This is a genomic window from Sphingomonas soli NBRC 100801, from assembly GCF_001591025.1.
Classification (GTDB): domain Bacteria; phylum Pseudomonadota; class Alphaproteobacteria; order Sphingomonadales; family Sphingomonadaceae; genus Sphingomonas; species Sphingomonas soli.
Map to the genome: position 1 here is coordinate 256,829 of NZ_BCTZ01000009.1, position 15,297 is coordinate 272,125.

Annotated in this window: 14 protein-coding genes; 6 read left to right on the forward strand and 8 right to left on the reverse strand. The window is 65.4% G+C overall.

Annotated elements, in window-relative coordinates; genetic code table 11:
• Nucleotide 1: 1 nt before the first annotated feature.
• A complete protein-coding gene (locus tag SSO01S_RS07415; RefSeq protein ID WP_066797452.1) occupies nt 2-1,234 on the reverse strand; it encodes a polyhydroxyalkanoate depolymerase in 1,233 nt (410 codons plus the stop codon).
• Nucleotides 1,235-1,382: 148 nt separating this feature from the next.
• On the opposite strand from SSO01S_RS07415, the gene SSO01S_RS07420 reads away from it, so the two are divergent.
• The 3 genes from SSO01S_RS07420 to SSO01S_RS07430 all read left to right on the forward strand — a co-directional run bounded on the left by SSO01S_RS07420 (nt 1,383) and on the right by SSO01S_RS07430 (nt 5,746).
• Nucleotides 1,383-3,155 (forward strand): ABC transporter transmembrane domain-containing protein, encoded by a 1,773-nt coding sequence (locus tag SSO01S_RS07420; RefSeq protein ID WP_066797454.1) that lies wholly within the window; start codon nt 1,383-1,385, stop codon nt 3,153-3,155.
• Nucleotides 3,156-3,475: 320 nt separating this feature from the next.
• Nucleotides 3,476-4,309, forward strand: a complete 834-nt coding sequence (locus tag SSO01S_RS07425) for an AraC family transcriptional regulator (RefSeq protein ID WP_066797456.1) — start codon at nt 3,476-3,478, stop codon at nt 4,307-4,309.
• 276 nt (nt 4,310-4,585) lie between these two features.
• Nucleotides 4,586-5,746: a saccharopine dehydrogenase family protein gene (locus SSO01S_RS07430; protein ID WP_066797458.1), complete on the forward strand. Its 1,161-nt coding sequence runs from the start codon at nt 4,586-4,588 to the stop codon at nt 5,744-5,746.
• Between the two features lie 144 nt (nt 5,747-5,890).
• Here SSO01S_RS07430 and SSO01S_RS07435 read toward each other — a convergent pair whose 3' ends face one another.
• Together SSO01S_RS07435 and rnr are read right to left on the reverse strand one after the other, a co-directional pair.
• The gene (locus tag SSO01S_RS07435; protein ID WP_066797460.1) at nt 5,891-6,214 is read right to left on the reverse strand and encodes a hypothetical protein; all 324 of its coding nucleotides are present in this window, start codon (nt 6,212-6,214) and stop codon (nt 5,891-5,893) included.
• Nucleotides 6,215-6,270: 56 nt separating this feature from the next.
• Nucleotides 6,271-8,550 carry a ribonuclease R gene (gene rnr, locus SSO01S_RS07440; RefSeq protein WP_066797463.1) on the reverse strand — a complete coding sequence of 760 codons (2,280 nt, stop codon included), beginning with the start codon at nt 8,548-8,550 and terminating at the stop codon, nt 6,271-6,273.
• 96 nt (nt 8,551-8,646) lie between these two features.
• On the opposite strand from rnr, the gene glpD reads away from it, so the two are divergent.
• The gene (gene glpD / locus SSO01S_RS07445) at nt 8,647-10,095 is read left to right on the forward strand and encodes a glycerol-3-phosphate dehydrogenase (RefSeq protein ID WP_066797466.1); all 1,449 of its coding nucleotides are present in this window, start codon (nt 8,647-8,649) and stop codon (nt 10,093-10,095) included.
• A 62-nt stretch (nt 10,096-10,157) separates the two neighbouring features.
• On the opposite strand, the gene SSO01S_RS07450 is transcribed toward glpD, so the two are convergent.
• The gene (locus SSO01S_RS07450) at nt 10,158-10,763 is read right to left on the reverse strand and encodes a TIGR02466 family protein (RefSeq protein WP_245646647.1); all 606 of its coding nucleotides are present in this window, start codon (nt 10,761-10,763) and stop codon (nt 10,158-10,160) included.
• Nucleotides 10,760-12,292, reverse strand: coding sequence for an aminoacyl--tRNA ligase-related protein (locus SSO01S_RS07455; RefSeq protein ID WP_066797469.1), 1,533 nt, complete (start codon nt 12,290-12,292; stop codon nt 10,760-10,762). The genes SSO01S_RS07450 and SSO01S_RS07455 overlap by 4 nt, the downstream gene beginning before the upstream one ends.
• A gap of 56 nt (nt 12,293-12,348) precedes the next feature.
• Here SSO01S_RS07455 and SSO01S_RS07460 point away from each other — a divergent pair, with 56 nt between their 5' ends.
• Nucleotides 12,349-13,248 (forward strand): DMT family transporter, encoded by a 900-nt coding sequence (locus tag SSO01S_RS07460; protein WP_066797471.1) that lies wholly within the window; start codon nt 12,349-12,351, stop codon nt 13,246-13,248.
• On the opposite strand, the gene SSO01S_RS07465 is transcribed toward SSO01S_RS07460, so the two are convergent.
• Together SSO01S_RS07465 and SSO01S_RS07470 are read right to left on the reverse strand one after the other, a co-directional pair.
• A complete protein-coding gene (locus tag SSO01S_RS07465) occupies nt 13,245-13,829 on the reverse strand; it encodes a DUF938 domain-containing protein (protein ID WP_066797474.1) in 585 nt (194 codons plus the stop codon). The genes SSO01S_RS07460 and SSO01S_RS07465 overlap by 4 nt on opposite strands.
• Nucleotides 13,826-14,338, reverse strand: coding sequence for a CcdC protein domain-containing protein (locus SSO01S_RS07470; protein WP_066797477.1), 513 nt, complete (start codon nt 14,336-14,338; stop codon nt 13,826-13,828). The genes SSO01S_RS07465 and SSO01S_RS07470 overlap by 4 nt, the downstream gene beginning before the upstream one ends.
• A gap of 76 nt (nt 14,339-14,414) precedes the next feature.
• Between SSO01S_RS07470 and SSO01S_RS07475 the strand changes: the two genes are divergently transcribed.
• Nucleotides 14,415-14,891: a methyltransferase family protein gene (locus SSO01S_RS07475; protein ID WP_169798335.1), complete on the forward strand. Its 477-nt coding sequence runs from the start codon at nt 14,415-14,417 to the stop codon at nt 14,889-14,891.
• Between the two features lie 42 nt (nt 14,892-14,933).
• Here the strand turns inward: SSO01S_RS07475 and SSO01S_RS07480 are convergent, their stop codons facing one another.
• Complete coding sequence (locus tag SSO01S_RS07480) at nt 14,934-15,287, reverse strand: DUF6481 family protein (protein WP_066797483.1); 354 nt, start codon at nt 15,285-15,287, stop codon at nt 14,934-14,936.
• Between the last annotated feature and the right edge of the window lie 10 nt (nt 15,288-15,297).

Consider the following 15,297-nt stretch of genomic DNA (forward strand, 5'->3'; position numbering starts at 1 on the left):
CTCAGCCGTTATGCCGGGCGATCCATTCGTCCACCACCGGCGCGATCCGGTTGCGCCACTTTGATCCGTTGAAGATACCGTAATGGCCGACATCGGCCGCCAGATAATATTGCTTCATCTTCTTGGGCAAAGCGGTCGAAAGCGTCAGCGCCGCCTTGGTCTGGCCGATGCCGGAAATGTCATCCTTCTCGCCCTCGATCGCGAGCACCGCGATGTCGGTGATCGCGCCCGCGTCCACCAGGCGTCCTCGATGCGTCATCGTGCCCTTGGGCAGCGAATGATCCTGGAACACGGTATCGATCGTCTGGAGATAGAATTCGGCAGTCATGTCGCAGACCGAGCGATATTCCTCGTAGAAGCGCATCGTCGCCTCGGCACCCTCGCCATCGCCCTGGACGAGATGCTTGAACATCTCCCAATGCGAAATCATGTGGTTGCCAAGGTTCATCGTCATGAAACCGGCAAGCTGCAGGAAGCCCGGATAGACCTTACGCCCCGCGCCCGGATAGGTCATCGGAATCGTCGCGATGACATTCTGCTCGAACCAGCTATGCGGCCGTTCGGTGGCAAGCGTGTTGACCGCGGTGGGTGCCTCGCGAGTGTCGATCGGCCCGCCCATCATCGTCAGCGTGCGCGGACGATTGGGGTGCTTGTCGGCGCTCATCAGCGCAGCCGCGGCGAAGCAGGGCACCGAAGGCTGGCACACCGCCAGCATATGCGGCCGGGGATCGCCATCCTTGCCGATGAACGCCAGGAATTCGATGATGTAATCGATATAATCGTCGAGATCGAACTTGCCATCCGCCAGCGGCACCAGCTTCGCATCGCGCCAATCGGTGATGTACACGTCATGGCCTGGCAGCATCCGCTCAACGGTGCCGCGCAGCAGCGTCGCGTAATGGCCAGACATGGGCGCGACGATCAGCAGCTTCGGCCCGCCCTCCACGCCATCGCGCTTGAAATGCTTGAGCTGGCCGAAGGGCTTGCGGAGCACGATCTCTTCATGGACGTCGACCAGCCTGCCGTCGACGAGCGTATTATCGAGCCCGAATTCGGGCTTGCCGCGCGGCGCGCTGGCATGTGCGAAAACTTCGAGAGCGGAGCCCAGCACCGGGCCACCGCCGAAATAGGCGAAGGGATTTGCGGGGTTGTTGAGCAGACCCGCGCTGAAATTCGCCATCGCGCTCGCACCTGCGAGCAACGAACGCTGAATTTCATAAGCGTTGTAAAGCATAGAAATCCTTCACCGAACCCGCTTGTAAAAACGGCAGCGGGGCCGGTCGTTATAACGGGGCGTTGCTGCGGTGCAACGCCGGGAATTCACTAACGTGAGAATATGCCGGGGTGTTCCCCTTGCCCGACAAGCGCGCTAGGCACCGGCCATGGCCGATCCCGCCCCGCAATCCAGTCGCAAGCTCAGCAATCTGCGCGTCGTGTGGGGCTTCACACGCCGCTATCCGCTCCAGCTCGTCATCGCGACGCTGGCGCTGACCGTTTCCTCCGCCGCCACGCTCTCGATCTCGGCCATGTCGCAGCTCATCGTCGACAAGGGTTTTGCCAGCCATACGGACCATGGCCAGATCAGCTTCTATTTTCAGCTGATGCTGGGTGTCGCAACCGTGCTGGGCCTCGCCACGGCGGTTCGCTTCTACTTCGTATCGTGGCTCGGCGAGCGCACCGTCGCGGACATGCGCATCGCAGTGCAGCGCAATCTGTTGCGTCTGCCGCCCAAATGGTTCGAGGAGAATCGCCCGTCGGAAATCTCCTCGCGGCTCACATCGGACACAGCAATCGTCGAGCAGGTCGTCGGCAGCACTGTCTCGGTCGCGCTGCGCAACCTACTGACCGGCATCGGCGGGGTCATCTACCTCTTCGTCCTGTCGCCCAAGATCGCGGCATATCTGATCATCGGCATCCCGTTGACCGTGTTGCCGATCATGTGGCTCGGCAGCCGGGTCCGTACCCTTTCGCGCAAGACGCAGGACAGCATCGCGACGATCGGATCGGTCGCGTCGGAATCGCTCGGCGCGATGAGGATCGTCCAGGCCTTCGGACAAGAAGAGCGCGAGGCCGAGCGCTTCCGGGAAGCGGTGTGGCGCACCTTCGCCGCAGGCAAGCGCCGCTTCGCCCTGCGCGCGATCATGACCGCGCTGGTGATGTGGCTCTTGTTCACTGCGATCACGCTGATCCTGTGGTCCGCCGTCAGCGAAGTCGCCAGCGGGCGGATCACGCCGGGCTCGCTCATGGCCTTCGTCGTCACCTCGGCGATCGTGACCGGATCGTTCGGCGCCCTTACCGAAGTCTATGGCGACCTGCTGCGCGCATCGGGCGCGGCCAGCCGCCTTGCGGAACTGCTGCGGCAGGAGCCGGATATCGCGCCGCCGGCCAACCCCGTGCCCCTGCCCCAGCCGGCGCAGGGCAGCATCGCGTTCGATCACGTGACGTTCCGCTACCCCACCCGCCCCGAGGTCTCGGCGCTCAGCGACTTCTCGCTTGAGGTGAAGCCGGGCGAGACGATCGCGGTGGTCGGCCCATCGGGTGCGGGCAAATCGACCCTCTTCCAGCTGATCCAGCGCTTCTACGATCCGGACAGCGGCGAAATCCGGGTCGATGGCGTAAAGCTGCGCGATGCCGATCCGGCGGAACTCCGCGCACGCATGGCGCTGGTACCGCAGGACACGGTGATCTTCGGCGCGTCCGCGCGCGACAATCTGCGCTACGGGCGCTGGGATGCCAGCGACGCGCAGCTCTGGGCCGCCGCAGAAGCCGCCAACGCCGCCGACTTCCTGCGCGATCTGCCCCAGGGCCTGGACACCTTCCTGGGCGAAAGCGGCGCGCGCCTGTCCGGCGGGCAGCGCCAGCGCATCGCCATCGCCCGCGCGCTGCTGCGCGACGCGCCGATCCTGCTGCTCGACGAAGCGACCAGCGCGCTCGACGCGGAGAGCGAGCGGCTGGTGCAGGACGCGCTCGAACGGCTGATGGAACACCGCACCACGCTGGTGATCGCGCACCGCCTCGCCACCGTGCGCGCCGCCAAACGGATCATCGTGATGGACGAAGGGCGCATCGCCGAGACCGGCACGCATGCCGAGCTGGTCGCCAAGGGCGGGCTCTATGCGCGGCTGGCGGCGTTGCAGTTCAACGACGCGGCGTGAACGACTAAACGGCCGCTTTCGGCGTTTAGGCTGAACGGCCGAGATTTGGTGGGGAACCGATAAACCCCGTCATCCCGGACCTGTTCCGGGATCCACCTGGCGGCACTCTGTGGACAGGATGTTCCAGCCTTATCACCCGAGGCTTTGTGGACCCCGGAACAAGTCCGGGGTGACGAAGGGTCGAGATTGGCAAGCTGCCTTAGCCAACATGCTACATTAATGAGCCTACGGCCAACTTCCCATAAAAGCGCAAGATCGGGACCGCGCTTTCCTCAAATGCGAATTAGGCTTTAGTCGAATTCCGCTTCCGGGGAGAGACGATGACCGACATTATCAATCATTGGGTGCCACGGCTGGAACGCGCGCTGGCGCTGCTGACCGATCGCATTGACGCCCCGCCCTCTCTAGAGGAACTGGCGGGCGCAGCGGCCATCTCTCCCTATCATTTCCACCGCATCTGGCGGGTGATGACCGGCGAGACTTTGGGCGACACCATCGCGCGTCTCCGTATCGCGGCGGCCCAGCAGCGGCTGCGCGACGGCACCGGCAATGTCACCGAAGTCGCGATGGAAGGCGGCTATGCCACGCCGCAGAGCTTCGCCCGCGCCTTTCGCCGCCTGACCGGCACCTCGCCCAGCGAATTTCTCGCCAGCGGCCTGGCCACGCTCGGCACCGCGCCGCCCAAGGATGCCGATATCCGCATCGAATTGCGCGAACCCTGCAAGCTGGTGGCGCTCCGCCGCGTAGGCGGCGACTACGTCGAGCTCAACGCGCTGTACTGGCAGCTGTTCGAATGGGCGGGCGAGCGCGGCTATATCGAGCAACTGGAGGGAATTTACGGCATCCTGCTCGACGATCCGCTGAGCGTCGAGGCACCGGCGCTGCGCTATGACGCGGCAATCGCGATCGGCGACGTGACGGTGGAGGAACCCTTCCACCCCGTCATCCTGCCCTCTGGCGATCATGCCTGCCTGCGCGCTTATGGCAGCCACGATAGATTGGAAGACGCCAATCAGCGGCTGATCGCCTTTGTCCTGGCATCGGGGCGCGAGCCGGCCGACGCGCCGCTCTATCATCACGCGCTGAACGATCCGGACGAAGTGCCCGAAGAGGCGCTGGAGACCGATATCCTGATCGCGCTTCAGCCCGCCTGACGCGCATTCGACCAGTACAGGGACGATGCGCGCCCGATCACCGGGGGAATGGTTTCGCGGAAGGCAGGATGCGTCGGCATCCGCCCGATAAATTCGATACCCTATTTTCGAAGATAGGCGCGAACCCTTCCCGTATAGAGAGGATGCGCGGTTCCTTAGAGGATATGCGGGCGTTCCATATCCACTAATCCGCATAAGGCGTGATCATTGACAAGCACGCTCGCGTCGCCCCATCCTTCGCCCCGAGCAGCCGGATCGACCGGCGGGAGAGGCAATGTGGCACGCGAGTTCGATATCATCGTCTATGGCGCAACCGGGTTCACCGGGCGGCTCGTCGCCGAATATCTCGCGGCCAATTATGCCGATGTGAAATGGGCGATGGCCGGGCGCTCGCTCACCAAATTGCAGGAGGTGCGCGACGAGATCGGCGCGTCGGCCGATACGCCGCTGATCACCGCCAATGCGGACGATCCCGCCAGCCTGAAAGCGATGACCGCGCGGGCGAGCGTGATCATCACCACGGTGGGGCCATATCAGCTTTATGGCGAGCCGCTGCTGGCCGCCTGCGTCGAGACCGGCACCGCCTATGTCGACCTGTGCGGCGAGCCCAATTTCATGCACGCGATGATCGGGAAATATCAGGCAGCGGCAGAGGCAAGCGGGGCACGGATCGTCTTTTCGTGCGGGTTCGATTCCATCCCGTTCGATCTGGGCGTCTGGGTGGTGGAGCAGGAGTGCATCCGGCGCTTCGGCAAGCCTGCGCCGCGGGTGAAGGGCCGGGTGCGCCAGATGAAGGGCACCTTCTCGGGCGGAACCTTCGCCAGCGGCAAGGCGACTGCCGCCGCAGCGATGAAGGACCCTTCCGTGTTCAAGGCGCTGCTCGATCCCTTTTCGCTGACGCCGGGGTTCGAGGGACCGAGCCAGCCCAAGGGCGTGATGCCCGAATATGACGAGGCCGTGGGCGGCTGGGTCGCGCCCTTCATGATGGCGGTGATCAACACCAAGAATGTCCACCGCACCAATTTCCTGAGCGGACACCCCTATGGTCAGGACTTCCGCTATGACGAGATGATGGTCGCGCCCGGTATCGGCGAGATGGGCAAGGCGGCAGCGGAAGCGATCGCCAAGATGAACCCGATGAATGCGGACAAAGGCCCCGCCCCCGGCGAAGGCCCGTCAAAGGAAGAGCGCGAGACCGGCTTTTACGATCTCGCCTTCATCGCCGAGATGGAGGACGGCCAGCGCGTGACTGCGACGGTGAAGGGCGACCGCGATCCGGGCTATGGTTCGACGAGCAAGATGATCGCCGAGAGCGCAATGTGCCTGATCCGCGATGTTGAGGGCAAAGGCGGTATCTGGACGCCCGGCGCGCTGATGGCCGAGCCGCTGCGCAAGCGGCTGGAGGCGCATGCGGGGGTGGTGATTACGATCGACTAGGAGCTGACCCATCCGGTTTGAATAGCCGTCATCCCCGCGAAAGCGGGGACCCAGGGTGTCTCAGCGACGCTCTACGTGGCTCTGGGTCACCGCTTTCGCGGGGATGACGGGGGAGCGCGGAACATCGGGATCGTCATGCTCTCGCTAGCCGCGATAGCCGGCGAACATGATCGCCAGCGCCACCGCGATCACCAGCACGATCACCACGGGCACCAGGATGCGGCGGCGGCGATCGGCGTCGGCCTGATAGGCGGCGGTATCGAGCCAGTATTTGCCGTCGCCGTCCGAGCGGATGACGCCGCGCTTCTGCATGCGCTCGAACTCGTGCCGCTCGACCCGGCTCTGCGGCGCATAGGGCACCGCCTCGTCCGCGCTTATCGCGTGTTCCACGAAGAAATAGGCCGAGATCCTGCGGCGGGCGCGGGCGACGGCGGCGGCGATGATGGTCGGTGCAGGCGAAGAGCTCATGGGCGTTCCCCTATGTCTGCCGGAAGCTGACACGGAATGCCCGGCGGCTCAACCGTTTAGCGCTTGCGGCCCTGATGCCGGATATTGGCCGGGCGGCCGCGATGCTTGATCACGCGGTTTGGGCCAACGCGGCCTGGCCGATCGCCCGGACCGCCGCCCGCGCTCCCCTTGCCATCGGGCAATTCGAAGCGGAGCGCGCCGCTGACCGGATTGGCCTCGACCAGCCGCAACTGCAGCCGCATGCCGAGGCTGTAGCTCTGCCCCGAATGCTCGCCGATCAGCCGCTGGCTGGCTTCGTCATAGCGGAAATATTCGGTGCCGAGATCGCGCGCGGGCACCAGCCCGTCACCGCCAATGCCCTCGACCGTCGCGAAGAAGCCGAAATTCTGCACGCCGGTGATCTTGGCGTCGAGCACTTCGCCGACATGCTGGGCGAGGTACGCCGCGACATAGCGATCGATCGTGTCGCGTTCCGCCTCCATCGCGCGGCGCTCAAGCTGCGAGATGCTCTCGCCGATGCGATCCATGCCGGCAGCTTCGGCAGAAGTGAGCGCGCCCGGCCCCAACCCATAGGAATCGACCAGCGAGCGATGCACGATCAGATCGGCATAGCGGCGGATCGGCGAGGTGAAGTGCGCGTAGCTGCCGAGCGACAGGCCGAAATGCCCGGCATTTTCGGGGCCGTAATAGGCCTGGGTCTGGGTGCGGAGCACCTGCGTCATGATCTCGTCGCGAGCGTCACTTTCCTCCACCTTCTTCAGGATCTGGTTGAAGACGGCGGGGCGGATCACCTGGCCCAGCGCGAATTCAAGGTCGAAGGTCTTGAGATAGTCCTTGAGCGCGACGAGCTTTTCGCGGCTCGGCGGCTCGTGGATGCGGTACATCACCGGGCCCTTGCGCGCCTCCAGCGCCTTGGCGGCGGCGACATTGGCCGCGATCATATAATCCTCGATCAGCTTGTGCGCATCGAGCCGCTCGCGCGGGGCGACCGAGAGGATGCGGCCCTTCTCGTCCAGCACGATGCGGCGCTCGGGCAGGTCGAGATCGAGCGGCTTGCGGCGATCGCGCGCGGCGTTGAGCGCGCCCCAGCAATCCCACAGGTGACGCAGCGCAGGCTCGATCTCGGCGCGCTTCGGCTTGCCGGGCTCGAAACGCTCGTCGAGCAGCGCGCGCTCGGTCTCAGGGCCGTCGATGATCGTCTGCGCGTCATCATAAGCGATGTTCGCCGCGATGCTCACCACGGCGCGGGTGAAGCGCCAGTTCTTGAGATCGCCATTGCTGCCGATCTGGAGATGGCAGACCAAGGCGGCGCGATCCTCGCCCTCTTTCAGCGAGCAGACTTCCGCCGAGAGAATCTCCGGGAGCATCGGCACGACGCGATCGGGGAAATAGACCGAATTGCCGCGCTTGCGGGCCTCGCGGTCGAGCTCCGATCCGGGGCGGACGTAGAATGAGACGTCGGCGATCGCGACGACGGCCTTCCAGCCGCCTTCGTTCTTCGGATCGTCATCGGGCGCGGCCCATACGGCATCGTCATGGTCGCGGGCATCGGCGGGATCGATCGCGACGATCGGCAGGTCGCGCAGATCCTCCCGCGCACCGAGATCGAGCTGCGAGACCTTCTCCGCCTCCGCGAGCAGCTCCTCGGAGAAGACGTTGGGGATGCCATGCTTGTGGATCGCGATCAGCGAGAAGCTGCGCGGGGCGAAGGGATCGCCGAGGATCTCGGTGACCCGTGCGAAGATGCGCGGCGGGCGCCCAGCCTTTTCGGCGAGCACCAGATCTCCCGGCATCGCTTCCTTGCGATCGGAGATGGGCAGGCTCGAGCGGTCCTTCTTGTCGATGCCCTGAAGGTAAAGCCGCCCGCCCTCTTCGTGCACGACGCCGAGCATCTGCTCCTCGCCGCGCGCGAGCTTCTTCATGGGGTGCGCGATCCAGCCATTGCCGGCCTCTTCGGTGCGCGCGAGGATGCGATCGCCGACCCCGAGCGCGCCCTTGCGCCCGCGTTCGCGGACGCGCAGGCGGGGCACCGGAACGCCCTCCGCATGCCACTGCTCGGGCACGGCCCAGACGGTGTCGCCGGTCACGTCGGTGACGCGCAGCACGGTAACCTTGGGCACGCCGCCCATCTTGTGGAAGGCGCGGCCGGGGGCGCTGTCGATCAGCCCCTCGTCGCTCATGTCCTTGAGGAGCGCCTTGAGCGCGATCTTGTCCTGCGCATGCAGGCCGAACGCCTTGGCGATCTCACGCTTGCCGGCGGGTGTCGATGAAGTTGAGATGAAATCTAGGATCTGCTGCCGCGTAGGCAGGCCTGCTTTTGGTTTTGGTTTAGCCATTGGATCCCAATGTAGGGACTTCCCCAGCATCCGTCATCCCCGCCAAACGCCCTCCCCCGGCTTTCGCCGGAGGGGCGATCAGAGTAGCATCCGATCGTGGAATACGACCTTCTCATCGTCGGCGGCGGGATCAACGGCTGCGCGATTGCGCGCGAGGCGAGCCTGTACGGGCTGAAGGTGCTGCTCGTCGAAAAGGATGACCTCGCCAGCCATACCAGCTCGGCTTCGACCAAGCTGATCCATGGCGGGCTGCGCTATCTGGAGAGCTATGAATTCCGGCTGGTGCGCGAGGCGCTGCACGAGCGCGAAAGGCTGCTGAGCGCCGCACCGCACCTGATCCGCCCGATGACCTTCGTGCTGCCGCACGCGCATTCGGTGCGGCCCTGGTGGATGGTGCGGACCGGACTGTATCTTTACGACGTGCTGGCGGGGACATCCTCGCTCCCCCGCTCGCGCGTGCTGCATGCGCGTGACCGCACCTTCACCGATCCGCTCAAGGGCGATCACAAGGGCTTCGTCTATTCGGACGCCTGGGTGGACGACAGCCGCCTGACGCTGGCCAATGCCGTGGACGCGGCGGCGCATGATGCGGAGATCGCTACGCGCACCGAATTGCTCTCCGCACGGCGCGGCGGCGATGGCTGGACCGCCGAGCTTTCCGATGGCCGCACGGTGCAGGCGCGCATGCTGGTCAACGCCGCCGGGCCATGGGTGGCGAAGCTGCTGGAGCGGCTGCACGTCACGACCCGCTCGCGCGTGCGGCTGGTGAAGGGCAGCCATATCGTGGTGCCGCGCCTGTTCGAGGGCGAGCACGCCTATATCCTCCAGCAGCCCGACCGCCGGATCGTCTTCGCCATCCCCTATGAAGGCGGCTTCACCGAGATCGGCACGACCGATGTGCCGGTCCAGCGGCCCGAGGATGCGGTCTGCTCGGACGAGGAGGTGCGCTATCTGTGCGAGGCGGTGAACCGTTATTTCACCCGCCAGATCACCGAGGCGGACGTGGTCAGCAAATGGTCCGGCGTGCGCCCGCTGCATGACGACGGCGAAGCACGGGCGCAGAATGTGACGCGCGATTATGTGCTGGAGACCGATAGCGAAGGCCCGCCGCTGCTGTCCGTATTCGGCGGCAAGATCACCACCGCGCGGGCGCTGGCCGAGGAGGCGATGGAAAAGATCGCGCCGCTGCTGGGCATCGAGCATCGCCACAAGACCCGCGCGCGAATGTTCCCCGGCGGGGCCATCGCGAGCTTCGACGATTGGCTGGCCAAGGCGCAGGCGCGCTGGCCGTTCCTAGGCGCGTATCGCGCGCAGCGCATGGCGCATGCCTATGGCCGCTGCATGGAGGACATGCTGCGCGGGATCGGGGACGAAGCAGGCATGGGCCAGGATCTGGGCGGCGGGCTGACCGAGGTGGAAGTGCGCTGGATGCGCGATCACGAATGGGCGCGCACGGCCGAAGACGTGCTGTGGCGGCGATCGAAGATCGGGCTGCACGCCATGCCCGGGATGACGGAACGGGTGGAGAGGGTGCTGGCGGAGTGAGCGGTTGCGCTGTCGGGGGTTGCCGCGCCGACGTCTGGACGTCCACCAAAAGCGAGTGGCGGCTACCAGCGATAGTTGAAGCTGATGCTGATCCGGTGCTCGCTGCCTTGCCCGGCCGGCACCTCATGCCGTAGCCAGCTTTCCCAGAGAAGAACGGTGCCGACTTCCGGCACGACTTCGACGAAGCTCCGCAGCATCTCCGGCGCGTCGGCCGTGCGCGTGGGCGCGGCCATCATCATCGCGTGGCGCGGATCTTCGAGCTTGAGCCCGCGCGAGCCATCCGGCAGCGCGATATAGACGGTGCCGGAAACCACGCTGTGCGGGTGGATATGGCTGTTATGCCCGCCATCGCCGTCCAGCACATTGACCCACAGGCTGTCGAGCTTGAGCTTCCGGCCCGCGAGATCGAACGCGCAATCCTTCGCGAATTTGGCGACATGCTTGTCGAGCAGCCGCTTGAGATCGCCAAAGGCCGGATCGCGGATCGGCAGATCGTTGAGCGAAGCATAGCTTGTATAGCCGCGATAGTGATGCTCTTCCGCCCAGCGCTGGCCCGCAATGTCCTGTTCGGCCAGCATCAGGCAGCTTTGGGCAAGCTCCTCGACCAACGCCGCATCGCCGAGCGGCGCTTCGTAGAGCATCGAGGCGAAGAGCGGGCGCGTGCTCAATATGCGCGACCCACGATGATGCGCTCCACAGCGGGGTCGCCGGTGAAGATGCACGCGCCGTTCGCCGGGGCCGCATCGCCGGGCACGTTGCGCAGGGTTAGCTTGAGCGCCTTGAGCTTCTCGACAACGCCGTCGAGCGCGGCGCCGGTAGGCTTCGACCAATTGACCTCAAGCCAGCCCGGATATTTCGTGCCTTCTGCGAAATGCGCGGCAAGATCGACGAAATCGGTGACGTCGCGGCGGATATTGGCATGCATCCGTGCGCGCGCATCGGCATGCAGCCCGGCCTGGATCTCTTCCAGCAGGGCGCTTGCCTGTGCGGCGAAATCGCTCCTGGCGATCACCGCTGAATCGATCTTGCCGTCCTCGCGGTAGAGCCGGTCGCGGCGGATGGCCGAGACGTTGCCGCCTGCCATGTCGCGGCCGCCGACCTCGATGATGACCGGCGCACCCTTCTTGACCCAGCCCCAGCGCTTGGTCGCGGCCTTGCCGAACTTCAGATCGAGCAGCGCGCGAACGGGCTCGCCCAGCGCCGACAGCTTGGCGAGATCGGCCTGAAGCCCCTTGCAATAGTCGATCAGCGCGGCGTCTTCGTCATTGTCGCGCAGCATCGGCACGATCACGATCTGCCAAGGCGCGATGCGGGGCGGCACGCGCAGGCCATCATCATCGCCATGCACCATGATGACGCCGCCGATCATGCGGGTGGAGACGCCCCAGCTCGTGGTCTGGGCAAGCTCGTGCTCGCCTTCCGAATTCTGGAAGCGGATGTCCTGGGCACTGGAGAACGTGGTACCGAGGAAATGCGAGGTGCCCGCCTGGAGCGCCTTGCCATCCTGCATCATCGCTTCGATCGAATAGGTGGCGACCGCGCCGGGGAAACGCTCATTCTCGGGCTTCTCGCCCGCGACCACCGGCATTGCCAGGCAGGTTTCGGCGAAGTCCCGATAGACTTCGAGCATCTTCAGCGTCTCTTCGCGCGCCTCGCTCTCGGTCGCATGGGCGGTATGACCTTCCTGCCAGAGGAACTCGGTGGTGCGCAGGAACATGCGGGTGCGCATCTCCCAGCGGACGACATTGGCCCATTGATTGATCAGCACGGGCAGATCGCGCCACGACTGGACCCAGCGGCTGAACGCTGCGCCGATCACCGTTTCCGAAGTCGGACGGACGACGAGAGGCTCTTCGAGCCTGGCTGCGGGATCGGGCACCAGCTTACCGTCCTTCTGGACGAGGCGATGGTGTGTGACGACCGCCATTTCCTTCGCGAAGCCATCGACATGCTCCGCTTCCTTCTCGAAATAAGAGAGGGGAATGAAGAGCGGGAAATAGCAATTCTCATGCCCCGTCGCCTTGATGCGATCGTCGAGCAGGCGCTGCACGCGCTCCCAGATGCCATAGCCCCACGGCCGGATGACCATGCATCCGCGCACGCCGCTTTCCTCGGCCAGATCGGCCTCCGAAATGACGGACTGATACCAGGCGGCGAAATCGGCTTCGCGCGTGACGGGGAGTGCATGCTTGATCATGAAGCGCGGATAGCGGGGACTTGTTCGCGGGTCCACCGTGGAGCAAGGCCCGCCATATGACTCACCGCGCCGATCATGTCCCGAAAGGCATCGCGCTGCGCCTGCTCGCGATCTTCGCGCTGGCGAGCATGATGGCGCTGGTCAAATATGCGGAGGCGGGCGGCGCGAGCTTGCCCGAATTGCTGTTCTTCCGCCAGGCATGCGCCCTGCCCATCGTGTTGATCTGGCTGGCGAACGGCCCCGGCCTTTCCAGCCTCCGCACCAAACGGATCGGATCGCATGCCCGGCGCACCGTGATCGGGCTGTGCGGGATGCTGGGCAATTTCGGCGCGGTGATGCTGTTGCCGCTGGCCGAAGCAACCACGCTGGGCTTCACCGTGCCGCTCTTCGCGACGATTCTAGCGGTGATCGTGTTACACGAGACGGTGGGCTGGCACCGCTGGGCGGCGGTTGCGGTAGGGTTCGCCGGCATATTGATCGTCGCGCAGCCGGGCAGCGGGCATTTCGGCATGATCGGTGCGCTCGTCGGGCTGGCGGGCGCGATGTTCACCGCGTGGGTCTCGATCGAGCTGCGCCAGCTCAGCCGCACCGAGAATACCGGGACGATCGTCTTCTGGTTCTCGCTGCTTTCGCTCGTCCCCCTGGGGATCGCCTATCTGTTCGTCGCACAGGCACATCCTGCCTGGGTATGGGTGGCGATGCTCGCGGCGGGGGTCAGCGGCGGGGTCGGCCAGCTTGCGCTGACCGGAGCGCTGCGCTTCGCGCCGGTCAGCGCCGTGCTGCCGATGGATTATTCGAGCCTGATCTGGGCGACCCTGTACGGCCTGTTGCTGTTCGGCGTGCTGCCCACCCCCGCCACCTGGATCGGCGCACCGGTCATCATCGCAAGCGGCCTCTATATCGTCTGGCGCGAGCGGGTGCGCCATCAGGAGCTGGCGACCGAGCCGGGCGTCTAGCCGCGGCGATAGACCAGCATCAGATTATTGGCGGGCATCGGAGTGATCCGCTGTAGCGCCAGCCCGTTCGCGGTGGCCTCACGCGTCACGTCCTCGACATGGCGAAGGCCGTAATAAGGCGACTTTTCCTTGAGCCACAATTCGAACTGCTCGTTCGAGGGCGCGGTGGGCACGCCCTGCTGGCGATATGGGCCGTAGAGGATCAGCGGCGCGCCCATCGGCAGCAGCCGCCCTGCCCCGGCCATCAGGCCCAAAGTCGCGGCCCAGGGGCTGATATGGACCATGTTGATGCACAGGATCGCGTCCGCCTGCACCACGGGCCATTCGCCCGCCGCATCGATCGCCAGCGGCGCGCGGACATTGGCGAGGCCTTCGGTCCATGCGGCGATCGAGGACAGCGCATCGGGATCGGGATCGCTCGGCTGCCATGCTAGCGCGGGGAAGCGCCCGGCGAAGAATGCGCAATGCTCGCCGGTGCCGCTGGCGATTTCCAGCACCTGGCCACTGGCAGGCAGCGTCTCGCCGAGCACTTCAGCGATCGGATCGCGGTTGCGCTCCGTGGCGGGGGCGTAGCGCTTCACGCCCCGCGCGCTTCGGCGAGCAGGCGGCGAGCGCGGAGAAACATCTCCACACGCTGCGCCGTCAGCAGCGCAAGCGCGAAGGCGATCAGTATGTCGGCCATCGCGGCGATGTCGATATGGACGCCGGGCACGCCCAGCGCCTCTGCGTTCCGCACGCCCAGCCGCGCGGCGATCAGAACAAAAATCAGCACGATGGCGGCCATCGATCCCTTCTGGCGGACTTCATGCGTTTCGGGATCGACGCTGATCCGCGTCATCCTTCCCCACCACCAGCCGAACCCTGCGCCCGCCGCCATCGCCGCCGCACACCACAACCAGACGATGCCGGCGGGCGGCATGTGCCAGAAGACGAAGCATGCGATCAGCAGGTAAAGCGCCGGCGCGATCCAGAGCCGCTCGACCTTGAGCGTGCGCTCGCGCCGCATGCTCCGCAGGCGAAACGCTAGAACGGTGATAAGGATGACGGCGACAATGACGTAGCCGAGCCAGCCCGGGGATTCGGATTCCATGGCGGCGCATCATTACGCTTCGCAAACGAAAGGCAAGCCGTTGCGATGCGCCGCATTCCGGTTCATCACCCGCAACATGAAGATCGATGCCGACAGTCCGCGCGTGAAATTCCCGCCGCCCCTCGCCTTTATCGGCACGCTGCTGGCGGGCTGGGTGCTGGAGCGCTGGATCGGCGAACCGGCGATCCCGGTGATCCCCTATTCGCTGCTCCACACGATGGGGATGGTCGCATTGGTGCTCGGCGCGGCGGTGATCCTGACCGCGCAGGGGCTGTTCCTGCGTTCCAGAACCGATTCGCGGCCGTGGAAGGCGGATAGCGACCTCATCCTCGACGGCGTGTACAAATGGTCGCGCAACCCGATGTATCTGGGGATGGCGCTGGTCTATCTGGGCATCACGATGCTCAACGACAGCGGGACGCAATTGTGCCTGCTGCTGCCGCTGCTGTTCGTCATCCAGAAGGAAGTGATCGAGCCGGAGGAAGCGTATCTGGCGAGCCGATTCGGAGAGCCGTATCTGGCATACAAGGCCAGCGTGCGGCGCTGGATCTAGCCGGAGGCGTCATCCCCGCGATAGCAGGGATGACGGAATCGCTTACTTCCGCGCCTTGCGAGCCGCGTAGCGGGCGTCGCGCTTGGCCTTCTGCTCCTCGGCGGTGGGGAGCATGAACGAGCGGGCGAGCTTTTCCTTCGCCTCGCGCGCAGCTTCCTCGGCCGCGGCCTTGGCGGCGGCTTCCTCGGCGGCCTTGGCGGCCTTTTCCGCCTCGATCGCGGCCTTTTTCGCCGCGCGCTTCTCGGCCTCTTCGGCTTCCTTCTTCAACCGCGCAGCCTTGCGCTCGGCCAGCTCGGCCTCGCTCAGCTTGGGCGCCGCCTTGAGCTTTTCGAGCAGCGCCTTCTTCGCGTCGGCGGAACGGCCGGCGCGGTCGCGGAAAGTATCGTTATACGTCATCGTGCAGTCA